This is a genomic window from Micromonospora sp. NPDC005215, assembly GCF_040607915.1.
Classification (GTDB): Bacteria; Actinomycetota; Actinomycetes; order Mycobacteriales; family Micromonosporaceae; genus Micromonospora.
In genome coordinates, this window is record NZ_JBEXHQ010000010.1 from 46,865 (window position 1) to 69,695 (window position 22,831).

Here is a 22,831-nt window from a genome sequence, read left to right on the forward strand (position 1 = left end):
TCTGGACCCATTGGCTCGCGCTGGCGTCGGCGACCCCACGACTGTCACGCTCTACCTGACCACCGCCGACGGCCTGCCGCTCAGCCGCTCGAAGTTCAACCCCGGAGTCTGGAAGCGCGCCATCCGGGCCGCCGGCATCCCCGCCGACCGTCACAACGGCATGCACGTCCTGCGGCACACCTACGCCTCGGTCCTCCTGGACGCCGGCGAGAGCGTCAAGGCCCTGTCGACCTACCTCGGCCACGCCGACCCCGGATTCACCCTGCGGACCTACACGCATCTCCTGCCGACCCGCGAGGACCGAACGCGGCGCGCCATCGACACCGCGTTCGGTGGGGACCAGGCCGCCAATGACGGCCCGGAAGCCGCTGACGGCATGAGTCACGGATCAGCGGCCTTCCGAGCGACCTCAGGTGCAGGTCAGCGCAACTGCGCCGGTTACTTGGCGTTGAAGTAGCTTGCCTCCGGGTGGTGGACCACTATCGCGTCGGTGGCCTGCTCCGGCATCAACTGGAACTCCTCGGACAACTCCACGCCGATCCGCTCCGACCCGAGCAGGTCCACGATCTTCGCCCGGTCCTCCAGGTCCGGGCAGGCCGGGTAGCCGAACGCGTACCGGCAGCCCCGGTAGTCGTTGCGCAGGATTCCGGCCAGGTCCGTCGGGTCGTCGTGGCCCAGCGGACGGCCGTCGGGCAGGGTCATCTCGGCCCGGACGCGCCGGTGCCAGTACTCGGCGAGCGCCTCGGTGAGCTGCACGGACAGCCCGTGCACCTCCAGGTAGTCGCGGTACTCGTTGCGGGCGAACAGCTTCGCCGCGTACTCGCTCACGGGTTGGCCGACGGTGACCAGTTGCAGCGCGACCACGTCGAGCTGGTCGCCCCTGGGCTTGAAGAAGTCCGCCAGGCAGAGCCGCCGCTCCTGGCGCTGGCGGGGGAAGGAGAACCGGGCGCGCTCCGCGTGCCCGTTCTCGTCGAGCACCACCAGGTCATTGCCTTCGGAGTACGCGGGGAAGTAGCCGTACACCACTGCTGCCTCCAACACCTGGTCGGCGATCAGCCGGTCCAACCAGTACCGCAGGCGCGGTCGACCTTCGGTCTCCACCAGTTCGTCGTAGGAGGGGCCGTTGCCGCCCCGGGCGCCGTTGAGCCCCCACTGCCCGCGGAACGTGGCCCGCTCGTCGAGCAGCGCCGCGTAGTCGGCCATCGGCACACCCTTGACCACCCGCGTGCCCAAGAACGGTGGAGTGGGCACCTCCACGTCGACGGCCACGTCGGAGCGGACCGAGGAGTCGTGCAGCTCCGGCAGCGACTCGCTGACCATCGACCGCTGCCGTTCCCGCCGGGCCCGCCGGGCCGCCAGGGCGGCCTCCCGCTCCGGGTCGATCACCGGCGCGCCACCACGCTTGGCGGTCATCACCTTGTCCATCAGGGACAGCCCCTCGAAGGCGTCCCGCGCGTAGTGCACCTGCCCGGGGAACATCGACCGCAGGTCGTCCTCGACGTACGCGCGGGTCAGCGCCGCCCCGCCCAGCAGGACGGGCCACCGCTCCGCGACCCCGCGCGTGGCCATCTCGGCCAGGTTTTCCTTCATGATGACAGTGCTCTTGACCAGCAGCCCGGACATGCCGATCGCGTCGGCGCGGTGCTGCTCGGCGGCCTCCAGGATGGCGTTGATCGGCTGCTTGATGCCGATGTTCACCACCTCGTAGCCGTTGTTGGACAGGATGATGTCGACAAGGTTCTTGCCGATGTCGTGCACGTCGCCGCGCACTGTGGCGAGCACGATGCGACCCTTGCCGCCGTCCTCGGCGGTCTCCATGTGCGGCTCCAGGTAGGCCACCGCGGTCTTCATCACCTCGGCGGACTGGAGCACGAACGGCAGCTGCATCTGGCCCGAGCCGAACAGCTCACCGACCACCTTCATGCCGTCCAGCAGGATGTCGTTGATGATCGACAGCGGGGACCGGCCACCGGCCATCGCCTCGTCCAGGTCGGCCTCCAGGCCGTTGCGCTCACCGTCGATGATCCGCCGCTTGAGCCGCTCGTCAAGCGGCAGCGCGGCCAACTCCTGGGCTCGGCTGGCGCGGGCGCTTGTCACGTCGACGCCCTCGAACAGCTCCAGGAAGCGCTGCACCGGGTCGTACCCCTCGCGCCGCCGGTCGTAGACCAGGTCGAGCGCGACCTCGCGCTGCTCGTCGGGGATCTTCGACATCGGCAGGATCTTGCTGGCGTGCACGATGGCCGACGTCAGACCGGCCTGCACGCACTCGTGCAGGAACACCGAGTTGAGCACCTGCCGGGCCGCCGGGTTGAGACCGAACGAGATGTTCGAGATGCCGAGCGTGAAGTTGACCCCCGGGTAGCGGCGGGTGATCTCCCGAATCGCCTCGATCGTCTCGATGCCGTCGCGGCGGGTCTCCTCCTGCCCGGTGGCGATCGGGAACGTCAACGCGTCGATCAGGATGTCGGCTCGGTCCAGGCCCCACCGGCCGGTCAGGTCGTCGATCAGCCGCGCCGCGACCCGCACCTTCCACTCCTGGGTACGCGCCTGCCCCTCCTCGTCGATGAGCAGCGCCACCACCGCCGCGCCGTGCTCACGGACGATCGGCATCACCCGCGCGTACCGGGAGTCGGGGCCGTCACCGTCCTCGAAGTTCACCGAGTTGACCACGCACCGCCCGCCGAGCATCTCCAGCCCCGCCTCGACGACGGGCGGCTCGGTAGAGTCCAACATGATCGGCAGCGTCGACGCGGTGGCGAACCGGCCGGCCAGCTCGCGCATGTCCTGTGTGCCGTCGCGGCCGACGTAGTCCACGCACAGGTCGAGCAGGTGCGAGCCGTCGCGGGCCTGACTGCGGGCGATCTCCACACAGGCCCGCCAGTCGCCGGCGAGCATCGCGTCGCGGAACGCCTTCGAGCCGTTGGCGTTGGTGCGCTCCCCCACCATCAGCACCGACGCGTCCTGGGCGAACGGCACCGGGTGGTAGACCGAGGAGACGCCCGCCTCGTGGCGGGGCTCGCGGGCCGGGGCGGAGACGCCGTGCAGCCGCTCGGACAGCACCCGGATGTGCTCCGGGGTGGTGCCGCAACAGCCACCGATCAGCCCCACGCCGTACTCGGTGATGAACCGCTCCAGGGCCTCGACCAGTTCCACCGGAGTCAGCGGAAAATACGCCCCGTCGGCGGTCAGCACCGGCAGGCCGGCGTTCGGCATCACCGACAGCGGGATGCGGGAGTGCTGCGACAGGTAGCGCAGGTGCTCGCTCATCTCGGCCGGGCCGGTGGAGCAGTTGAGCCCGATCAGATCGACCCCGAGCGGCTCGATCGCCGCCAGGGCCGCACCGATCTCGCTGCCCACCAGCATGGTGCCGGTGGTCTCCACGGAGACTTGGCAGATGATCGGCACCGACTGGCCCAGCTCGACCATCGCCCGCTTCGACCCGACCACCGCCGCCTTGACCTGGAGCAGGTCCTGACAGGTCTCGATGATCAACGCGTCCGCGCCACCGACGATCAGACCGGCGGCGTTCTCCTGGTACGCGTCGCGCAGGGTCGCGTAGCCGGTGTGCCCGAGGGTGGGAAGTTTGGTGCCCGGCCCGATCGAGCCGAGCACGAAGCGGGGCCGCTGCGGGGTGCTGGCCGCGTCGGCGGCCTCCCGGGCGATGCGTGCGCCCGCCTCGGACAGCTCCCGGATGCGCTGCGGGATGTCGTACTCGGCGAGGTTGGCGAGGTTGGCACCGAAGGTGTTGGTCTCCACGCAGTCCGCGCCGGCGGACAGGTAGGCGTCGTGCACCCCGCGCACCACGTCCGGTCGGGTGACGTTGAGGATCTCGTTGCACCCCTCCAGCCCGTCGAAGTCGTCGAGTGTGAGGTCTGCGGCGTGCAACATCGTGCCCATCGCCCCGTCGGCGATGAGAATCCGGTCGGCCAGCACATCCATCAACGAAGTCCGCACCCGTCCAGGTTAGTGCGGCAGCCGCCCCGCCCACCGACCCTCGGCACCCGATCCCAGATTGTGTCAGCGGGATCACGCTGTCCGGTCCGTTCGTGTATGACCGGGCCTGGAAGCGGCCGACCGGCGCGGCCGGCGGGCCGTACCTCCGCTCGGGACGTAGGCTGACGGACGTGAAGGACAACAGGGACGCCGCTGTGCCCCACGGTATGACGACCGGGCGCCATCCCGGCGCCGGCCGCGACGAGCAGGGTGAGGTGACGGCGTGACCGAGTTCGACGGGCTGCCGGTGCTGCGGTCCCCGGTGGCCATCGCCGCGTTCGAGGGCTGGAATGACGCCGCCGACGCGTCCACCGCAGCCGTCGAGCACCTCGAGCAGGTCTGGAACGCCCGGCCGATCGCCGAGTTGGATCCGGAGGACTTCTACGACTTCCAGGTCAGCCGGCCCACCATCACCATGGCCGACGGGGAGACCCGCCGGGTGGAATGGCCGACGACCCGGTTCATGGTGGCCAGCCCGGAGGGCACCGACCGCGACGTGGTGCTGATCCGCGGCATCGAGCCGAGCATGCGCTGGCGGACCTTCTGTGAGCAGGTGCTGGAGATCTGCCACAGCCTCGAGGTGGAACGGGTGGTGCTGCTCGGCGCGCTGCTGGCCGATGTTCCGTACACTCGGCCGTTGCCGATCAGCGGCAGCGCCTCCGACGCGCAGGCCGCCGAGCGCTACCAGCTCACCCCCACCCGCTACGACGGGCCGACCGGGATCGTCGGCGTGCTGCACGACGCCTGCACCCGCGCCGACGTGGATGCCGTCTCGTTCTGGGTGCACGTGCCGCACTACGCCAACAACCCGCCCTGCCCCAAGGCCACCCTCGCCCTGCTGCACCGGGTGGAGGAGGTCGTCGACCTGCCGGTGCCGATGGCCGACCTGGCCGAGGAGTCCGCCGAGTGGGAGCAGCGGGTGCGGAGCGCCGCCGAGCAGGACGCCGAGCTCGGCGAGTACGTCCGCGAGCTGGAGGAACGGGTCGGCGACGAGGGCATCACCCCGCTGACCGGTGACGAGATCGCTCAGGAGTTCGAGAAGTACCTGCGCCGCCGGGGCGGTTCGGCCGGCCCCACCGCCGGCTCCTGGTAACACCGCTCGCTGCGGGCCCTTGGACCTTTGTGGTCCGAGGGCCCGTTTTCGCGTGTCCGGGGTAGCGCCGTCACACCCTCTAGGGCATCCTAGGAACCTAGATGTGATCAAGGAGGTGGGTGTGCAGATCAACCCCGGGGCCGCCGAGTTCCCGCACCGACAGATCGCCGCACAGCTCAAGGCCCAGGTCCGCCGCGGCGACTGGGGACCCGGCGAGCGGCTGCCGTCCATCCCGGCCATCGCCGAGATGTTCGGCGTCGCCAAACAGACAGCGCAACGCGCCGTCGACCAACTGCGGGTCGAGGGCATCCTGATCACCAAACCCGGCTCCGGTACGTACGTCCGGGGCACCCGACGCCGACTCAACCGCCTCTCCCGAGGCCGGTACGGCGGCTTCCGCGGCTACCACACCGACCTGGCCGCCCGGTACCGTCAGCAACTCGTCTCGGTCGGTCGCGCCCCGGCCCCCGCCGAGGTCGCCGACGCGTTCGGGGTGCCCGACGGCACCGACCTGCTCTGCCGCCGACACCTCGTGCGCACCGACGACTCCCCCGTCGAGGTGGGCGCCTCCTGGTTCCTGCCCACCGACACGGCGGGCACCTCGCTGGAGCGCGCCGAGGCGTTCGGCCGCCCCCTCTACCAGGAGGCCGAGGAGGTCACCGGGCGGCGGTACGTCTCGGCCACCGACACGATCAGCGCCCGCCAGCCCAGCCGGGAGGAGGCCGAGACGCTCCAGATCCGGCCGGACACCCCGGTGCTGCACCTGCTGCACGTCGCGTACGACGCCCGCCGCAAGCCCATCGAGGTAGCTCAGGCCACCTGGCCGGGCCCGATGACCACCCTCACCGAGGAGTACAAGATCCCCGCCCCGACCCCGACCCCGGACCCGGAACCCGACCCCGGCCTGGTCCTGGGCTGACTCCCACCCGGGTGTCCGCTGGGAGGGCAGGCCCTAGAGGCGGACTCCCAGGAGGGCGTCCACGGTGTTCGCGAAGAGGGCGGGGGCTGCGGAGTCGTCCGTCGCGCCGGCCAGGGTCGCCTCGGCCCAGCGGTCGGCTACCGCCAGGGCGCCCGGGGTGTCCAGGTCGTCGGCCAGGCGTTCGCGTACCCCGGCCAGCAGCTCAGCCCCGGACGGCCCGGCGGGCGCGGCGGCGGCCCGCCGCCAGCGGTCCAGCCGCTCCTGCGCGTCGACCAGCAGCGCGTCGGTCCAGGTGCGGTCACCGCGGTAGTGCCCGGAGATCAACGCCAGCCGGATCGCCATCGGATCCACCTTGTCGGCGCGCAGCCGGGACACGAAGACCAGGTTGCCCCGGGACTTGGACATCTTCTCGCCGTTCAGGCCGATCATCCCGGCGTGCACGTAGTGCTCGGCGAACGGCGCCTGGCCGGTGAGCCGCTCGGCGTGTGCGGCGGACGCCTCGTGGTGCGGGAACAGCAGGTCGTTGCCGCCGCCCTGCACGTCGATCCGGTCACCGAGCAGGTTCAGCGCGATGACCGCGCACTCGATGTGCCAACCCGGGCGGCCCGAGCCCAGCTCCCCGCCCGGCCAGGACGGCTCCCCCTCGCGGGCGCCCCGCCACAGCAGCGGGTCCAGTGGGTCACGCTTACCGGCCCGGTCGGGGTCGCCGCCGCGCTCCGGGAAGATCTCCAGCATCTGCTCGCGGGTCAGGTTGGACTCGTAGCCGTACCGGCCGGTGGCGGAGATGTCGAAGTAGACGTCGCCGCTGCCGTCGTCGAGGCGGTACGCGGCGCCGTCCTTGACCAGCACCTCGACCTTGTCGGCGATGTCCGGGATCGACTCGACAGCGCCCACGTAGTGCGCCGGCGGGATGATCCGCAGCGCCTCCATGTCCTCCCGGAACAGCGCCGTCTCCCGCATCGCCAGGACCACCCAGTCCTCGCCGTCGCGGGCGGCCCGCTCCAGCAGTGGGTCGTCGATGTCGGTGACGTTCTGCACGTAGCGCACCGGGCGCCCGGCGTCCCGCCACATCCGCTGCACCAGGTCAAACGTGATCATGGTGGCGGCGTGACCGAGGTGGGTGGCGTCGTACGGGGTGATGCCGCAGACGTACATGCTCCCCGCGTCGGCCGGCTCGCTCGGGTGGACGCCCTGCCGCGCCGAGTCGTACAACGCCAGCGGCTCGCCCCTGCCCGGCAGTCGTGGCACCTCGTGTCCCGCCCAAGACTCCATGGGATCAGCCTAGCCAGCCCGACGGCGACGCCGGAGCGCCCCACGGGTGATCAAGATGACAACGGGTTCACATGGGCGGCCAGGGGATCGCCGGCCAGTCCTCCGGCGGCTGCGGGAAGCGGCCGGTCTCGCGCAACCTGTCGATCCGGGAGGCCACCTCGGTCACCTCGCTGATGGTGAGGTGGTCGGCCAACTCCGCGCCGAGCGTGCCGGCGACCTGCCCGGCGAGCCCGTCGAGCATCTCCACGGCGTCCGTGGGCAGCTGCTTACCGGCCCAGCCCCAGAGCACCGTCCGCAGCTTGTCCTCCACGTGGAAGCTCACCCCGTGGTCCACGCCGTAGATCCGGTCGTCGGCACCGACCAGCACGTGAGCGCCCTTGCGGTCCGCGTTGTTGATCACCGCGTCGAGCACCGCGAGGCGGGCCAGCCGAGGGTCGTCGGCGTGGGCGAGGGCGTACGCGGCGCCGTCGTCGTCGCGGGCCGCGGCGATCGGGAACCAGCGTGGCGGCAGCTCCCCGGCCGGCAGAAAGCCGACCAGCGGCTCGGCGTCCTCCGGCTCGTCGATCCACAACTGGCAGGAGCCAGGGCCGAACGGGCCGTCGCGCAGCACGGTCGGCGGCACCAGGTCCCAACCCGTCGCCCGGGAGACCAGGTACGCCGAGACCTCCCGTCCGGCCAGGGTGCCGTCGGGAAAGTCCCAGAGCGGACGCTCGCCCCGGACCGGCTTGTAGACGCAGCGGGCGGTGGCCCCGTCCAGGGTCAGGATGCCGCGCAACGTCGTGTTGGACGCGTCGACCAGCCGACCCTCCAGGTCGAGCACACCGTCACGCAGCAGCCGCAGCGCGGCGTCGCCGTCCTGGCGAGGCTGGAGGCCGGACGAGGTCACCGGTGATAACCGTTGTGCCGCGGGCACAGGTGCCCGGCGGGGTCCAACGGTTGGCCGCAGAGCGGGCACGGCGGCCGGCCCGCGTTGACCACTCGCCGGGCCCGCTCGATGAACTGGCGGGTCGCCTGCGGGGTGAGCCGGACCCGGAGCCGGTCCAGGTCCTCGTCCGGCTCGTCGTCCTCGTCGTCGTCTTCGTCCTCGTCGTCCTCGTCGCCCAGCTCGACCTCGGGCTCCACCTCGCCCGCGGCGATCGCCTCGATCACCACTGTCGCGGTGTCCACGTCGAAGGCCAGCCCGAGGGTCCCGACCCGGAACTCCTCGTCGACCGGAGTGTCCAGCGGCTCGTTGTCGCCGATCACCGGCGCCAGCTCGGGCAGATCCACCCCGAAGCGACGCTGCGCCTCGGTGAGCAGCTCCTCAAGCTTCTCGGCGAGCAGGGACACCTGGACCTTCTCCAGCGCGACGCTGACCAGCCTGCCGCCGCCGCGGGCCTGCAGGAAGAACGTGCGCTCCCCCGGCGCCCCGACAGTCCCGGCGACGAACCGCTCCGGCGGTTCGAAGGCGTGCACCTGGTGGGTCATACCCACGACCCTATCCGGCCCGCCATGGCACCGCGCACCCCACCGACCCGAATCGCCCCAGAGGCGGCGCGCCCGGCGTACCAGGGGCAATAGCCGGGCGTGGCGGCCCACCCGCCGGCCGCGGCCGGCCTGGGCCGACCAGCAGGCGCGGGTGTGCCGGCGTCCCGGCCGCTCGCCCGCCTCCTCACGAGGCCGCACCGGCGCCGCCGCCGACCGCGGCGTCGGAGTCGGCCACGCGGGGGGCCTGCCGACGCCGTTTACGCGGCGGCGGCACCAGGGCGCGGAGGTCACCGCCGGTGTCGTTGAGCCGGACCAGGAACGGTCGCAGCGGAGTGAACCGGATCGCTGTCACCGACGCCGGGTCGGCCACGATCCGCTGAAAAAGATCGAGGTGTACGCCGAGCGCGTCCGCCACGATGGCCTTGATCACATCGCCGTGGCTGCACGCCAGCCACACCGCCTCGGGCCCGTGTTCGGCGCTCACCCGGGCGTCCCACGAGCGAACCGCCGCGACCGCCCGCGCGGCCATGTCCGCCATCGCCTCCCCGCCCGGGAACACCGCCGCGCTGGGGCGCTGCTGGACCACCGGCCAGAGCGGCTCCTTCGCGAGCTTCTTGAGCTGCTGGCCCTCCCAGTTGCCGTAGTCGCACTCGATCAGCCCGTCCTCGACGACCGGGGTGGCCTGCGGAAGCGCCAACTCCAGGGTCTGCCGGCAGCGGATCAGCGGGCTCGTCACCACGGCGGCCAGCGGCACCGCCCGCAACCGCTCGCCCACCGCGGCGGCCTGGGCGCGCCCGGTGTCGTCCAGCTCGACCGGTTGCCGGCCAGCCAGGCCGCCGTCGGCGTTCGACGTGGTCCGGCCGTGTCGCAGAAGCAGAAGGATCGCCACGGGACCACCCTATGACCCGTCTCCGTCGCCGGGGACGGCGCGGGTTCCCGAGCAGGCTCGTAGATCTTGGACACTTTCCGTCTTCCGCGAACGGAAACTGTCCAAGATCTCGTGGCGGCGGCGGTGGCGGTGGCGGGCGACCGTCGCAGGCGGCCGCAGGTTCCCGCACGACGGCGGCCCCCGGCCGCGCCTGTGGGCGGGAGCCGGGGGCCGTCGACTGTCGGTCGGTCAGGTGGCGTCGATCGCGCCGGTCAGCAGCAGCGCCAGGACCAGGGTGCCCAGCGCGACCCGGTACAGCACGAAGACGTACAGGGTGTGGTGGGCGACGTAGCGCAGCAACCATGCGATGGCCGCGTACCCGATGCCGAAGGCGATGAGGGTGGCCACGATCGTCTGGGCCACTGTCGGCACGGAGGTGCCCGGGGCGGACGGCTCGAAGACGTCCCCGAGGCTGAACACGCCGGACATCACCACCGCCGGGATGGCCAGCAGGAACGAGTACCGGGCCGCCGCCTCCCGGGTGAGGTTGAGCAGCAGGCCGGCGGTGAGCGTGCCGCCGGAGCGGGAAACCCCGGGGACCAGCGCCATGGCCTGGGCGAAGCCCATGACGATGCCGTCCTTCATCCGGAAGTTCTCCAGGGTGCGGGTCTGCCGCCCCCAGTACTCCGCGAACGCCAGCACGAAGGCGAACACGATGAGCGTGGTCGCCACGACCCAGAGGTTGCGCCCGGCGGTCTTGATCTGGTCCTTGAACAGGAAGCCGAACAGCCCGATCGGAATCGAGCCGATGATCACGTACCAGCCCATCCGGTAGTCCAGGCTCGACCGGACCGAGGTGTCCCGGATGCCGACCAGCCAGGTACGGGTGATCCGCCAGATGTCCTTGGCGAAGTAGATCAGCACGGCCGCCTCGGTGCCGAGCTGGGTGACCGCGGTGAACGACGCGCCGGCGTCCCGGTCGAAGAAGATCGCCGAGGTGATCCGCAGATGCCCCGACGAGCTGACCGGAAGAAACTCGGTCAGTCCCTGGACGATGCCCAGGACGATCGCCTCAACCCAGGTCACTCGCCGACTCCCGAAAGCTCAAGTGCCTCGGCGACGGTACGCAGGGTCTGCACACCACTGTCCCGGTCGGCCACGAACAGACTCACCGACAGTGTGGTGACGCCGGCGGCAGCGTACTCCCGCATCCGCTCGGCGATCCGCTCCTTCGGGCCGAGCAGCGAGGTGCGGTCGATGAACTCCATGGGTACGGCGGCGGCGGCGTCGCGTTGCCGCTTGGCCAGGTACAGGTCCTGCACGTCACGGGCGGCGTCGCCGTAACCCATCCGGGTGGCGAGCTGGTTGTAGAAGTTCTGCTCACGGCTGCCCATGCCGCCCACGTACAACGCCGCGTACCAGCGGACCAACTCGGCGCAGGAGGCCACGTCGTCGCCGATCACCACGGGCACCGAGGGCACCACGTCGAACCCGGCCAGCTCCTTGCCGACCTTGGCCCGCCCGGCCCGAACCGAGGCGAGCTGCTCCTCGGCGAACTCCGGGGCGTAGAACACGGCCAACCAGCCGTCGGCGATCTCGCCGGCCAACTCCAGGTTCTTCGGGCCGACCGCCGCCAGATAGATCGGTATGTGCTCGCGTGGTGGGTGGAAGCCCAGCCGCAGGGCCTTGCCGGGGCCGTCCGGCAGCGGCAGCGTGTAGTGCTGCCCGTCGTACGCCACCTCCTTGCGGGCGATGGCCAACTTGACGATGTCGACGAACTCGCGGGTCCGGGCGAGCGGCTTGGCGAAACGCACACCGTGCCAGCCCTCGGAGACCTGCGGGCCGGAGACGCCCAGGCCGAGGCGGAACCGACCGCCGGAGAGCGCGTCGATGGTGGCGGCGGTCATGGCGGTGGCCGCCGGCGTACGGGCGGGGATCTGCATCACCGCGGCGCCGACGTCGATCCGTTCGGTCTGGCCGGCCATCCAGGCGAGCATGCTGGGCGAGTCGGAGCCGTAGGCTTCCGCCGCCCACACCACCGAATAGCCCAGCCGGTCCGCCTCCTGGGCCAGGGCCAGGTGGTCGGCGGGTGTGCTCCATGCTGTCTGGTATCCGAGACTGAGCCCAAGTCGCACTGGTCCTCCCCCATCCGTGGCACAGGTCGCACCAGGTTACGCAATGCCGAAAACGGACTCGATCACCGGCTCGACACCTTCGCTCCCCCCTCCGTCGGGGCAGCCCACGGCGGCGGAACCGGCAGAACCGGCAGAGATACGGGAGCGAGGATATCCGTGGCGGCAGGTTCGAAATAAGGTTCACCCATGCAACAGCGACCGCTCGGCCGAAGCGGGCTGGCGGTTTCCCGGCTCGCGCTCGGCACCATGACCTGGGGCCGGGACACCGACGCCGACGATGCGGCCGCCCAGCTGAAGAGTTACCTGGACGCGGGGGGCAACCTCATCGACACCGCCGACGTGTACGGCGACGGCGACGCCGAGTCGGTGATCGGCTCGCTGCTGGGCACCCTCGTGCCCCGCGACGATCTGCTGATCGCCACGAAGGCGGGGTTGCGCCCGGGCAGTGGCCGACGCCGCGACGGCTCCCGGGGGCACCTGCTGCGGACGCTTGACGCGTCGCTGCGCCGGCTCGGCACCGACCATGTCGACCTGTTCCAGGTGCACGGGTACGACCCGGACACCCCGCTGGAGGAGACCCTCGCGGCGTTGGACCACGCGGTGGCCAGCGGCAAGGTCCGCTACGTCGGGGTGTCGAACTTCTCCGGCTGGCAGACCGCACGGGCCGCCGCCTGGCAGACCGCCTGGCCGGGGCGGGCGCCGGTGGTCGCGTCCCAGGTCGAGTACTCGCTGCTGGAGCGGGGCGTGGAGCGGGAGGTGCTGCCCGCCTGCGACGCGCTCGGCCTCGGCCTGCTGCCCTGGTCACCGCTGGGTCGCGGTGTGCTCACCGGCAAGTACCGGCATGGCCGTCCAGCGGATTCCCGAGCCGCGTCGCCGCACTTCGAGCGGTTCGTCTCGACCTACCTGGAGCCGCGCTGTTCCAGCATCGTGGAGGCGGTGGCCACCGCGGCCGGCGGCCTGGGGGTGTCGCCGCTGGAGGTGGCGTTGGCCTGGATCCGCGACCGGCCGGGGGTGACCGCGCCGATCCTCGGCGCGCGGACGGTCGGGCAGCTGCTCGGCGCGCTCGCAGTGGAACGGATCACCCTGCCGGCGGAGATCACCACCGCGCTGGACGACGTCTCGGCGGTGCCGCTCGGCTACCCCGAACGCGACGGCTGACCCGCGGGTCACGGCGTCGGGCGCTGTCCGGGGAGGTCCTGGATCGCGGTCAGGAAGCGCGACTGGTCGTCGCGCAGCGCGGGCTGGGTGAGCCGGATCCACGAGCCGTCGTCGAAGACGATGGTGGAGGCGAGCTGCACGAGCCCGCTCGCGCCACGCTCGGAGTCGACCCGGGACACCCGGTCGCGGCGCACACTCCACAGCACCCGCGGTTGACGCCGGTCAGGCCGGTCGGCGTCCGGGCGCGGACCCATCCGCAGCAGGTGCAGGTGGGTGTCGGTCACCGCCAACGGGGTGCCGCTGTAGCGCTCCAGGAAGAGCAGCAGACTGCCGGCGAGGGTGGCGAGGTCACCGCTGAAGACGTAGCGGCGACGGTAGGCGATCTCGGCGAGCTGATCGGCGAGCGGGCGGTACTGGCTGAGCCGGAACAGCGCCCGGAACGCCTCCTGCTCCTCGGTGAGCGGGATCGGCTCCCGCTGGGCGGGCTGGGATGGTGGGCCCGGCTCCGACTCGGCCGCCTGGGGCTGACCGGCGGCGAGGGCAGCCGCCCGGCCGGGCAGCAGCAGCACGCCCGCCGCCAGCCGGACCGGCGTCAGCACCGCGTCCACCCAGACCACCGGGTTGACGATGTTGAGCAAGCCGAACAGCACCTTCGGGTCGAGCGAGTCGGCCAACTCGTTGCCCATGACGTCGGCGAGCTGCCGGCCGGCCTTGTGGGTCTCCGGGGCGCGGACCGGGCCGAGCCCCACGTAGCGGAGCTCCTGCCCGGGCAGCAGGGGCGCCACGAGGGCGCGCTCCGGCTCGTCACTGGTGCGGAACTCGTCGCGCAGCTCACGGGCCCTGTCCCGGGCGGCCCGCGCGCCGCCGAGCACCGCGTCGGTGAACCGACCGAGCCGGCCTCGCTCCCCTGCCATCACGCGTCTCCTCCTAGCGGCCCGCCGGCTGACCTGCCGGCGGTTGCCCGAAGACATTCTGGTCGATCCAGTCCGCGCCGCCCTGCACCGCCTTGTCGACCTGGTCGCCGATCTGCTCGCCGCCGGGCACGGAGAGACCGCTTGTCAACGCGACGGTCCCCCAGGTGACGCCGTGGACGACCGAGTTCGGCACGTTCCACGGCAGGTGGGTCGCCCAGTCCCGGGCGATCACCCGGGCGCCGTCGGCGACGCCGTGCGCCCGCAGCGCGGCAGCCCGCTCCAGCGCGCCCATGTCGAACGGCGAACCGGACTTACCCAGCTTGTAGGTGCCCTTGGTGGGGTCGAGGACCTTGTGGAACCACTTGTCGGCCTTGCCGGCGGCGTGCCGCTTGTCGGCGTACTTCTGGCCGGTACGCAGTCCCTTCTGCAGGTCGACCAACTTGTCGAGGTGGGTGCGCAGCTTGCGCAGGTACACCATGACCCGCTGCAGCAGGCGGATGACCTTCTGCAGATGCGTGGCCAGCGGCCGGATGACCTTCAACATCCGGGTGACGACGATCAGGCCCCGGGTCACGGCGACCCCCAGGCCGGCCGCCCACGACGCACCGGCCGTGAACGGTGCCATCAGCAACGCCGTCACCAGCGTCACCAGGAGGAAGTTGACGAACTCGACGCACATGTCGACGAGCACGTCGTGCACGATCTGCAGGCCGTCGGCGACACCCCGCAGGTATTCGGCGGTCGCGGCGAACTGCCCGGCCACGTCGAGGAGCTGCTGCTCGACGTCGGCCAGCCGCTGGCCGTACGCCGTACCGGCGGGCGAGCGCCACCCGGGCTGGGCGGACTCACGGACGCCCCGGTGCCCCTGCGCCAGGTCGCGCACCTGCGCGGCCAACGCATCCCACTCGGCGGCCTTCGCGCGCAGGACCTCGGGCTCCCCGTCGACCAGTTCGACGAGTTGGATGAGCGGCCAGGCCAGGGTCCGGCAGACGCTGTCGACCGCGTCCTGCACGCCGGAGAGCGCGCTGTCGAGGCCGTTCCACAGCTCGACGGCGCTGCCGGCCGGCCCGCTCATCCGGGCAGCCCCGACTGGATGGTCTTGAACCCGGCGTCGAGGTCCTGCTCGTTGCGCTCGTACGCCTCGACCGTGTCGCCCAGTGCGGTGGCGACCCGCCCGAAGGCGGCACTCGCCGCGCCGAACAGCTCCGTGCCGCCGGTGACCTGCTCGGCGTACGTGGCGCGGAGCATGTCGCTGGCGAACGGCAGATGACCGAAGGCGCCCGACGGCACGTCGCCCGCCGAGACGATCTGACCCTCCAGCGCGGCGAGCGAGCTGTCGAGGCGCCGGGCGGCTGTCTCCAGTCGACGGACCGCCTGCACGTCGACATCGATATCCGGCGGCATGCCGTTCCTCCCCCATGAGTCGAGCGCACCGACGATACGATCTCCCGGCCACCGGGCACCACCCCGTGGCACTGTCCACGGGGGAGGATTCTCATGACTGACCCGACGTCCGCGTTCGACGCGCTCGCCGGGCGGATCGCCGACATCGAAGGCCGGTTCGCGGGCCTGGGCGACGACCTGGCCGAGCTGTCCGGCACCGCGGCCGACGAGAGCGGGCTGGTCTCGGCGACCGTCGACGCCACCGGCGCGCTGACCGGCCTCACCGTCGCACCCGCTGCTCTGCGCGTCGGCACCGAGCGGCTGGCGGAGTTGGTGCTCGACGCGTACCGCAAGGCTCGGACGGTCGCCACCGAGCACGTCGAGGAACATGCCGAGGGGTTGCAGGTCGCCATCGGCGCGGACCTCACCGACCTGTTCGGCAAGCCCGGCGACTTCTCCGCGCTGGGTCGGCTGGAGGAGACCGTCGCCCGGCTCGGACGCCTCACCGATCGCCTGCCGCCGGCGTGACGTCGCCGACCTGGCCGGAGATCGTCGCGCGGCTGCGGGACACGGTCGCCCGCTGCGACCGCGACACCGACCTGGAGCTGTCCGCCGGCCCGCGCGGGATCCGGCTGCTGGTGCGCCGCGAGGTGGTGCGGGCGCTCTGCCCGGGCCACGACGAGGCACGCCTGGCCGCACTCGGCTGGCACCGCCCGACCGGTGACGAGAGCTGGTGGTACGAGGCACCGCGCACCGCGCAGCAGGTGGAACGCCTGAGCGTGTTCGTGGCCCGGACCGCCGCCGAGGTGCTGACCGACCGGCCCGGTGCGCTCTCCTGTCGCGTCGTACCCCCGGCCGACCGACCCGCTGCGGCGACGCCGCCGGCCATCCGACCTGCTGCGGCGACGCCGCTGGTCGAGCCGACCGTCACCCGGCCCGCGCCCGCCGAGGCGGCGGTGGCCGGACGCCTCGCCGCCGCTGTCGAGCGGCGGGACCTGCCCGGCTACCTCGCGGCCCTGGCCGACGCCACAGTGTGCGTCCCGCTGGCCGGGGCACCGACGGCGGACGCCGACTTTCCGTGGACGGTGGTCGGCGACGCGACCGGCGCGCCACTGCTGCCGGTCTTCACCTCCCCCGGCGCCCTTGCCGCGTTCGCCGGGGACGGCGTGCCGTTCGTCGCGCTGCCCTGCGCCGACCTGCTGGAGGACTGGCCGGACCCGTCGTGGGGGCTGGTGGTCGACCCGGGCGGGGCGCAGGCGTTCGCCCTGGCCGCGCCGGCGCTGGAGACCCTGCTCACGGCGAACGTCGACAGGCACCTCCCGGCCGGGGCGGAGGGCTATCCGCCCCGGCCGGTCACAGCAGCGCGCCCACCGTCTCGTCCGACAGGTCGAACAGTCGCTTGATCGACCCTCGCAGGTCGGTCACCTCGCCGCGGAGCTGTGCCAGCCGCAGGCGGCGCGGATGGTCGCCGCTGCCCTCGCGCTCCCTCCAGGCCGTTTCGAGAGCCTCATTGAGGTCGCCGATCCGCCTGGCCGTGTCGGCGACCACCGCAAGCGCTTCTTCCAGGTCGACCCCGCTGGATTCCAGATCGTCGGCCAGGTGGTGCAGGCTCAACGCGGCAATCTCCGCGCCGGTGAGGCTGTGGACCAGCCAGATGCTTCTCCAGTGGTCGGGCGTGCCCTCGTCGACGACCGCGTCGATCTCCTCGCGGACCTCACCCGCCAGCCTCCGAATCCGCTCGAAGGTGGTCACGTTGTCCTGCTGGCGACGGGCGAGCAGAGTGCGGCACCGCTCGTCGGTCGTCCCCAGGCTGTCGCAAAGCCTGTCGTCGTCGTACCGCAGCGCGAGCCAGCCGTCGGGCACGTCCCCGTCAGTGCCGACGATCGCCGCAAGACCCGCCTCGACGTCGAACGCGGCGCCCTGTTCCTCGACGTACCGGTGGTAGGGCTCCTCCAGGAGGATCTCCCGCAGGCCCGCCGCGAGATCCCAGGTCTGGTCCAGCCGGCGCTGGATCGCGCCGAGCTCGGCCAGGGCGGCCGCGGTGAGCGGGTCCGGCGCCTGCGTGGTGTTCATCGTGCCCCCCTCGGTCACCGGGCATCCCCTTCCCTGTCCCGGAGCAGCTCTGTGAGCGCCTTCCTGGCCTTGTAGCGGCTGCTGCGAACCGCCTCCGAGGTCATCCGCAGCTGCGCGCCGATCTCGGCCGGTGTGTGGCCCTCGAACGACCAGGCGAGCACCTGCCGCTGCCGGGGCGGTAGCTGCTGCATGGCGGCCCGGATGTCCTGTTTCAGGTCGGCGAGAGCCGACCCGCTGGGCAGCGGTGGCAGGCGCTCGGCGATCTCCTCGATGGGGACCGGGTCGAGCCGCGCCAGCCGCTCGGCGTACGCCCTGGACGCCGTTGCCCTGACCCACGCCTTCGGGTGCTCGATGGTGTGCCAGTAGTGGTACGCCTTGTACATCGTCTCCTGCATCACGTCGTAGGCGTCGGCCTCGGAGGCGCCCTGCAGGATCAGCCAGCCCGCAAGGCGGGTGGCGAAGGCCCGGTAGAAGGCGCTGAACTCCTCGACGACCTGCTTCCGGTCCATCGCCCAGGCCGTGGCGGACGTGGCGGGGCCGGGAAGCATGACCTTGAGCTGCTCGGCGATCTCGTTGGCGAGGGTGGGGAACGCCTCGGATATTGATCCGGGCTTGTCGGCGGTGCGGTCATCCACGGCGGCCCACCGACCGGGCAGCGGCGGGCACCGTCAGTGTGCTGCACGAGCCGTCGGCGCGCTGGTCGCGGAGCCGGCCGCCGCCGGGCAGCGCCTCGGCGATCGCGATGAGCGCGTCACCCCGGGTCTTTTCCTGCTGGTTGCGCCACCGCGCGCGGATCCACAACGCCCCCAGCACGGTGAGGTTGCCGGCGACCGCGGCGACTACCCACCCCCAGCCGATGATCTCCAACCCTGGACCTCATTCTCTCGTCGGCCGGCGCCTGTTGCGCGGCTCTGGAAGGTAGAGGGGTCACGAGGGGCCGAACGTGAACCGCGGTGACCAAGATTTTTTGCGGTGGCTCGCACACAGGGACACGAACCGCCCACGGCAGCGGCGTCGGTCACCCCCGAGGGGGTGGCGAACAGCCGCTGGGCTGGGCAGCATGGATGGCATGGACTACGAATACGCGCCACTGCGGCTACCGCCGAACGTCGACCGGTTGACCGCCACGGCGCAGTTGGCGATCCAGGCGGAGTTCTCCGGATGGGAGTTGGCCCGGGTGCGGCTGTACCGGGACGGCACGCGGCAGGTGGTGCTCCGGCGGCGGCGGGTCAACCAGCCGCAGCCGGGTCTGTCGTACTGACGGCCGTACGCCCGGGGCCCACGATCAGGGACCTGCTCAGGGGTTGTCCGGGTGACCCACACGTCGTCGTGCCACAGGTTGGTGTCCGCTGCAACCATCCGGATAGCCCGCTTCAGCAGCGGTAACGCTGCCGTAAGCGCTTGTTGTCACCGGAAGGGCCGTTCGCCATCCGCTGTGGCTGCCCGCCATCGCGATCTGCTGGTGAGCGGTATACCCCAGAGGTATAAACATGACTCAGAGGTATACCGCTCACTACCGCATCCGCCCCCGACGGAGGTGACCGACGGTCACCGCCGACCGCCGGCCACAGCCCGAGCCAGGGTTAGGAATTACTCGTCTAGTGCTGGTGCCCGGCGTGGTCGTGGTCGTCGTCGAGCTCCAGGAACGGGTGCTCGTCGAGCCGGCCGACCAGCCGGTCGTCGACCGCCGGCTGGAACGGGCCGACCGCGTCGTCGTCGTCGAACGACTCCAGGTCGACCGGGGTGCCCACCTCGCTGACCATCACCACCCCGTCGAGGGGCTCCAGCTCGGGGACGTCCAGCGCGCCGAGCGAGCCGTCGCCGCTCTGCAGCAGCTCCAGCACCGCCTCGCCGACGCCCTCCACCGGCGCCGGCTCGTCGTCCTCCGGGGTGCCCTCGCGGCGGGCCGCCTCGGCCACCCGCAGCAGCGCGGAGACGCTCGGCACCCGGTAGTCGCGACGCTGCCGCACCGAGATCACCCGGGGGTGCGGGTCGCTGGCCTCGGAGCCCTCGGGGCCGCCGAAGCGCTCGTCGGCCTCGTCCGGGTCGATCGAGTCGACATCCCACGGCGTCACCTCGCCGAAGGCGTCGAGCAACCGCTCGTCGTACGCGAAAGAGGCGTTGTTCAACGCCACGTACGCCTGCCAGACGTCGTCGTCGTCGACGCGGCCCTGCGCGGCGCGTACGGCGGCCAGGTGGTGGCGGGCCGCTTCGATCACCCGCTCGAGAGCGGCGTCCAGCTCACCGTGCTGGTCGGTCATGTGGGGCAGTCCCTTCACGTTGGGGAGGTCGCGCGCCGGATGCAGCGCCGGGCGCGGCTAGCAGGTGCGGAGGAACCGGTCGAGAACCCGCACGCCGAACTGTAGTCCGTCGACCGGAACCCGCTCGTCGATGCCGTGGAACAACGCCGAGAAGTTCAGGTCGGCGGGCAGCCGCAGCGGCGCGAAACCGAAGCAGCGGATGCCGAGCTGGGAGAACGCCTTGGCGTCGGTGCCTCCGGAGAGCATGTACGGAACCGGTCGCGCCCCCGGGTCCTCGGCGCGCAGCGCCGCCGACATGGCCTCGACCAGGTCGCCGTCGAAGGTGGTCTCCAGCGCCGGCTGCCGCTGGACGTACTCGATCGCGATGTCCGGGCCGACCAGCTCACGCAGCTGCCGTTCCAGCAGCTCGGACTGGCCGGGCAGGCTGCGGCAGTCGATGGTGGCGGTGGCCCGGCCGGGGATGACGTTGTCCTTGTAGCCGGCGCCGAGGCGGGTCGGGTTGGCGGTGTTGCGGATGGTCGCGCCGATGATGTTGGCGATCGGGCCGAGTTTGGCGATGGCCGTCTCCGGGTCGTCCGGGTCCAGCTCGACGCCGAGCAGGTCGGACACCTCCTCCAGGAAGGCCCGCACGGTGTCGGTGACCACCACCGGGAAGCGGTGCCGGCCGATCCGGGCGACCGCCTCGGCGAGCGCGGTGACCGCGTTGTCGTCGTGCACCATCGAGCCGTGCCCGGGGCGACCCTTGGCGTGCAGCCGCAGCCAGTCGATGCCCTTCTCGGCGGTTTCGATGAGGTAGAGCCGTTGGCTGTCGTTCACCGAGTAGGAGAAGCCGCCGACCTCACCGATCGCCTCCGTGCAGCCGTCGAAGAGGCCGCTGTGGTTCTCCACCAGGAAACGCGCGCCGTAGTCGCTGCCCGCCTCCTCGTCGGCGGTGTACGCGAGCACGATGTCGCGCGGTGGCCGGACGCCGGTGCGCTGCCAGTGCCGCACCACGGCGAGCACCATCGCGTCGAAGTCCTTCATGTCGATCGCGCCCCGGCCCCAGAGGTAACCGTCGCGCAGCTCGCCGGAGAACGGGTGCACCGACCACTCGTCGGCGTCGGCGGGCACCACGTCCAGGTGGCCGTGCACCAGCAGCGCGCCCCGGCTCGGGTCGGTGCCGGGGATGCGGGCCACCACGTTCGCCCGGCCCGGCACGGACTCGTGCAGGACGGACTCCACGCCCACCTCGGCGAGCTTCTCCGCCACGTACTCGGCGGCGCGGCGCTCACCGACGCTTGTGTCGTTGTCCCCCGTGTTTGTGGTGTCGATGCGCAGCAGGTCGCGGCAGAGGTCCACGACCTCTGCGGTGGGGTCGGGTCGGGCGGAGGCCGCATCGCTCGTCATCGCCTCTTCATACCAGTCGGCGGAGTCCGGCCGGCCGGCGCACCGGTGCGGACGGGCCGGCGCACCGGTGTCCCGGGACCGGTGCATCGACGGGTCCGGTTTCGCCGGGACCGGGTTCGGGTACCGCCGCCCACGACCGCACATCCCTGCCGGAGCTTCCGCCCGCCAGTCGAGGAGGGCACCATGTCCGCCGTTCCCCTGCCGCCGCTGCCGCCCGCGCCCACACCCGAGGGGGGCTACCGACCCGGTGGCCGCAACATCGCCGACATCGTCGACCGGGAGCACCGTCAACTGTTGGCGCTGCTGGACCAGCTCACCGGCCCGGGCGCCACGCCGCAGGAAGGGCTGCCGGTGCTCACCGCCGCGCTGTCGCGGCACCTGTCCGCCGAGGAGCAGTACCTGCTGCCGGCGGTACGCGCCGCGCTGCCGGGCGCCGCCGAGCGGGTGGACGCCGAGATCAACGCCGACGCCAGCCTGCTGAACACCCTGAAGGGGTTGACCGACGACGCGTTGACCGAGGTCGCCGAGCGGGTTCGTCAGCACGTCGAGGGCGTGGGCACGCTCGTCACCGAGCTGCGCGCTGTCGCGACCGAGGAGGAGCTGATCCGGCTGGGTAACCGGCTGGAGATCGCCGAGGAGGCGGCCCCGACCCGGCCGCACCCGGGCACTCCGGCCACCCCACCGTGGAACCGGATCGTCGAGCCGGCGGTCGGGGTGGTGGACAAGATGCTGGACGCGGTGACCCGCCGGCCGACGTACCTGGCGGACCTGCCGGAGTCGCCGCGGGACTGAGGCGCGGCGACGATCCCAAGTGCATTCATTATCACCGATCCGCTCGGGCTATTCCGCCGGCTGACGCGTAGTCCTACCGTCACGGTATGAACCTGGAGCTGCGTCACCTGCGGGTGGTCTGCGCGATCGCGGAGACGGGGAGCGTGACCAAGGCGGCGTCGGCGCTCGGCCTGGCCCAGCCGGCGCTGACCGCCCAGCTCCAGCGCATCGAGCGAACCCTGGGCGGCCCGCTGTTCGACAGGGACCGGCGCGGCGCCCGGCCCACCGCGCTCGGCGAGCTGGTGCTGGCTCGGGCCCGGGTGCTGCTGCCGGCGATGAAGGGGTTGCAGGACGAGGCGGCCCGGCTGGCCGGGGCCGGCGACGCGCCGCCGTGCTACCGGTTCGGTGGGGTGAACAGCCCGATCCTGGGCCGGATGGTGCACCGCCTGGCGGCCGAGCAGCCGCCCGCCCAGATCACCACGCTCGCCTCCTGGTCGGTGGACGAGTTGGCGCAGCTGGTGGCGGGCGGCCGACTGGACTTCGCGCTCACCGGGGTGTGCGGCGACGCCAGCCCGTCGGCCGGGTTCGGGTTGAGCTGGCAGGAGGTGGCCATCGACCCGGTGCTGGTGCTGCTGCCGGAGACGCACCCCCTCGCGGCGCACGACGAGGTGCGCCTGGCGGACCTGCGCCACGAACAGTGGGTGGCCGCCCCGGGCGACGGCTGCTTCAGCGACTGCTTCGCCGCCGCCTGCGCCCGCGCCGGCTTCACCCCCCGCAAGGTGTACGAGACCGACATCCGCGGCTGCGTCGACCTGGTGGACGCCGGCGTGGCGGTGGCGCTGTGCCAGGCGACGTTCCGCCCGGTGGCCGGGTTGGTCACCCGCCGCCTCGCCGGCATCCCGCTGCGCTGGCGGCTCCTGCTCGGCTGGCACCCGGACTCCCCCGCCGCCCGGGAGGCCGACCTGATGTTGGAGACGGCTAAGGCGGCGTACGTCGACTCGTTGGCCCCGCATCCCGCGTACCTGGACTGGCTGCTGCGCCACCCGGCGTTCGGCGTCCGGCAGCCGAGCGGGGTCCGACCGGGCTGAGCGGGAGGTAACCGGCCGGTGGCGGTGCGAATCGCCGTTGGCCGGGTATC

At 72.0% G+C, this 22,831-nt stretch carries 24 protein-coding genes; 9 read left to right on the top strand and 15 right to left on the bottom strand.

Annotated features, from left to right (window positions below):
• The first annotated feature begins 10 nt into the window (after window positions 1-10).
• On the top strand, window positions 11-457 hold the full coding sequence (locus ABZU25_RS10675) for a tyrosine-type recombinase/integrase (RefSeq protein ID WP_355029093.1): 447 nt from the start codon (window positions 11-13) through the stop codon (window positions 455-457).
• Here ABZU25_RS10675 and metH read toward each other — a convergent pair.
• Window positions 439-3,954, bottom strand: coding sequence for a methionine synthase (gene metH, locus ABZU25_RS10680; RefSeq protein ID WP_355029094.1), 3,516 nt, complete (start codon window positions 3,952-3,954; stop codon window positions 439-441). The two genes, ABZU25_RS10675 and metH, sit on opposite strands and share 19 nt — an antisense overlap.
• A gap of 262 nt (window positions 3,955-4,216) precedes the next feature.
• Here metH and ABZU25_RS10685 point away from each other — a divergent pair, with 262 nt between their 5' ends.
• Both ABZU25_RS10685 and ABZU25_RS10690 read left to right on the top strand, forming a co-directional pair.
• Window positions 4,217-5,086 carry a PAC2 family protein gene (locus ABZU25_RS10685; protein ID WP_355029095.1) on the top strand — a complete coding sequence of 290 codons (870 nt, stop codon included), beginning with the start codon at window positions 4,217-4,219 and terminating at the stop codon, window positions 5,084-5,086.
• A gap of 121 nt (window positions 5,087-5,207) precedes the next feature.
• Window positions 5,208-6,005, top strand: a complete 798-nt coding sequence (locus ABZU25_RS10690) for a GntR family transcriptional regulator (protein ID WP_355029192.1) — start codon at window positions 5,208-5,210, stop codon at window positions 6,003-6,005.
• A gap of 33 nt (window positions 6,006-6,038) precedes the next feature.
• Here the strand turns inward: ABZU25_RS10690 and mshC are convergent, their stop codons facing one another.
• From mshC to ABZU25_RS10720, 6 genes are all read right to left on the bottom strand, one after another.
• On the bottom strand, window positions 6,039-7,277 hold the full coding sequence (gene mshC / locus ABZU25_RS10695; protein ID WP_355029096.1) for a cysteine--1-D-myo-inosityl 2-amino-2-deoxy-alpha-D-glucopyranoside ligase: 1,239 nt from the start codon (window positions 7,275-7,277) through the stop codon (window positions 6,039-6,041).
• 67 nt (window positions 7,278-7,344) lie between these two features.
• The gene (locus tag ABZU25_RS10700) at window positions 7,345-8,163 is read right to left on the bottom strand and encodes an SCO1664 family protein (protein WP_355029097.1); all 819 of its coding nucleotides are present in this window, start codon (window positions 8,161-8,163) and stop codon (window positions 7,345-7,347) included.
• Complete coding sequence (locus tag ABZU25_RS10705) at window positions 8,160-8,744, bottom strand: DUF3090 domain-containing protein (RefSeq protein ID WP_355029098.1); 585 nt, start codon at window positions 8,742-8,744, stop codon at window positions 8,160-8,162. The genes ABZU25_RS10700 and ABZU25_RS10705 overlap by 4 nt, the downstream gene beginning before the upstream one ends.
• 184 nt (window positions 8,745-8,928) lie before the next feature.
• Window positions 8,929-9,633, bottom strand: coding sequence for an MSMEG_4193 family putative phosphomutase (locus ABZU25_RS10710; protein WP_355029099.1), 705 nt, complete (start codon window positions 9,631-9,633; stop codon window positions 8,929-8,931).
• Between the two features lie 228 nt (window positions 9,634-9,861).
• Entirely contained in the window at window positions 9,862-10,698 is an 837-nt protein-coding gene (locus tag ABZU25_RS10715) for an undecaprenyl-diphosphate phosphatase (RefSeq protein ID WP_355029100.1), read from the bottom strand.
• Complete coding sequence (locus ABZU25_RS10720; RefSeq protein ID WP_355029101.1) at window positions 10,695-11,747, bottom strand: LLM class F420-dependent oxidoreductase; 1,053 nt, start codon at window positions 11,745-11,747, stop codon at window positions 10,695-10,697. Before ABZU25_RS10720 ends, ABZU25_RS10715 begins: the two co-directional genes overlap by 4 nt.
• A gap of 186 nt (window positions 11,748-11,933) precedes the next feature.
• On the opposite strand from ABZU25_RS10720, the gene ABZU25_RS10725 reads away from it, so the two are divergent.
• Window positions 11,934-12,905 carry an aldo/keto reductase gene (locus tag ABZU25_RS10725; RefSeq protein WP_355029102.1) on the top strand — a complete coding sequence of 324 codons (972 nt, stop codon included), beginning with the start codon at window positions 11,934-11,936 and terminating at the stop codon, window positions 12,903-12,905.
• 8 nt (window positions 12,906-12,913) lie between these two features.
• Here the strand turns inward: ABZU25_RS10725 and ABZU25_RS10730 are convergent, their stop codons facing one another.
• The 3 genes from ABZU25_RS10730 to ABZU25_RS10740 are packed head-to-tail and all read right to left on the bottom strand — an operon-like array spanning window position 12,914 to window position 15,223.
• Window positions 12,914-13,819, bottom strand: a complete 906-nt coding sequence (locus ABZU25_RS10730; RefSeq protein ID WP_355029103.1) for a hypothetical protein — start codon at window positions 13,817-13,819, stop codon at window positions 12,914-12,916.
• A 13-nt stretch (window positions 13,820-13,832) separates the two neighbouring features.
• Entirely contained in the window at window positions 13,833-14,894 is a 1,062-nt protein-coding gene (locus ABZU25_RS10735; protein ID WP_355029104.1) for a hypothetical protein, read from the bottom strand.
• Entirely contained in the window at window positions 14,891-15,223 is a 333-nt protein-coding gene (locus tag ABZU25_RS10740; protein WP_355029105.1) for a hypothetical protein, read from the bottom strand. Before ABZU25_RS10740 ends, ABZU25_RS10735 begins: the two co-directional genes overlap by 4 nt.
• Window positions 15,224-15,316: 93 nt before the next feature.
• Between ABZU25_RS10740 and ABZU25_RS10745 the strand changes: the two genes are divergently transcribed.
• Window positions 15,317-15,730: a YbaB/EbfC family nucleoid-associated protein gene (locus tag ABZU25_RS10745; RefSeq protein ID WP_355029106.1), complete on the top strand. Its 414-nt coding sequence runs from the start codon at window positions 15,317-15,319 to the stop codon at window positions 15,728-15,730.
• Entirely contained in the window at window positions 15,727-16,605 is an 879-nt protein-coding gene (locus ABZU25_RS10750; RefSeq protein ID WP_355029107.1) for an SseB family protein, read from the top strand. The genes ABZU25_RS10745 and ABZU25_RS10750 overlap by 4 nt, the downstream gene beginning before the upstream one ends.
• Here ABZU25_RS10750 and ABZU25_RS10755 read toward each other — a convergent pair.
• Genes ABZU25_RS10755 through ABZU25_RS10765 form a run of 3 tightly spaced genes read right to left on the bottom strand, consistent with a single transcriptional unit; the run spans window position 16,556 to window position 18,142 of the window.
• On the bottom strand, window positions 16,556-17,275 hold the full coding sequence (locus ABZU25_RS10755; protein WP_355029108.1) for a hypothetical protein: 720 nt from the start codon (window positions 17,273-17,275) through the stop codon (window positions 16,556-16,558). The two genes, ABZU25_RS10750 and ABZU25_RS10755, sit on opposite strands and share 50 nt — an antisense overlap.
• Before the next feature lie 14 nt (window positions 17,276-17,289).
• The gene (locus ABZU25_RS10760; RefSeq protein WP_355029109.1) at window positions 17,290-17,910 is read right to left on the bottom strand and encodes a sigma-70 family RNA polymerase sigma factor; all 621 of its coding nucleotides are present in this window, start codon (window positions 17,908-17,910) and stop codon (window positions 17,290-17,292) included.
• Complete coding sequence (locus ABZU25_RS10765; RefSeq protein ID WP_355029110.1) at window positions 17,903-18,142, bottom strand: hypothetical protein; 240 nt, start codon at window positions 18,140-18,142, stop codon at window positions 17,903-17,905. The genes ABZU25_RS10760 and ABZU25_RS10765 overlap by 8 nt, the downstream gene beginning before the upstream one ends.
• Window positions 18,143-18,344: 202 nt before the next feature.
• On the opposite strand from ABZU25_RS10765, the gene ABZU25_RS10770 reads away from it, so the two are divergent.
• The gene (locus ABZU25_RS10770) at window positions 18,345-18,536 is read left to right on the top strand and encodes a DUF5703 family protein (protein ID WP_238685861.1); all 192 of its coding nucleotides are present in this window, start codon (window positions 18,345-18,347) and stop codon (window positions 18,534-18,536) included.
• A gap of 337 nt (window positions 18,537-18,873) precedes the next feature.
• Here the strand turns inward: ABZU25_RS10770 and ABZU25_RS10775 are convergent, their stop codons facing one another.
• On the bottom strand, window positions 18,874-19,536 hold the full coding sequence (locus ABZU25_RS10775) for a hypothetical protein (RefSeq protein WP_355029111.1): 663 nt from the start codon (window positions 19,534-19,536) through the stop codon (window positions 18,874-18,876).
• A 57-nt stretch (window positions 19,537-19,593) separates the two neighbouring features.
• Entirely contained in the window at window positions 19,594-20,922 is a 1,329-nt protein-coding gene (locus tag ABZU25_RS10780) for a M20/M25/M40 family metallo-hydrolase (protein ID WP_355029112.1), read from the bottom strand.
• 183 nt (window positions 20,923-21,105) lie between these two features.
• On the opposite strand from ABZU25_RS10780, the gene ABZU25_RS10785 reads away from it, so the two are divergent.
• A complete protein-coding gene (locus ABZU25_RS10785) occupies window positions 21,106-21,714 on the top strand; it encodes a hemerythrin domain-containing protein (RefSeq protein ID WP_355029113.1) in 609 nt (202 codons plus the stop codon).
• Between the two features lie 86 nt (window positions 21,715-21,800).
• Window positions 21,801-22,781 carry a LysR family transcriptional regulator gene (locus tag ABZU25_RS10790; protein ID WP_355029114.1) on the top strand — a complete coding sequence of 327 codons (981 nt, stop codon included), beginning with the start codon at window positions 21,801-21,803 and terminating at the stop codon, window positions 22,779-22,781.
• The last annotated feature ends 50 nt before the right edge of the window (window positions 22,782-22,831 follow it).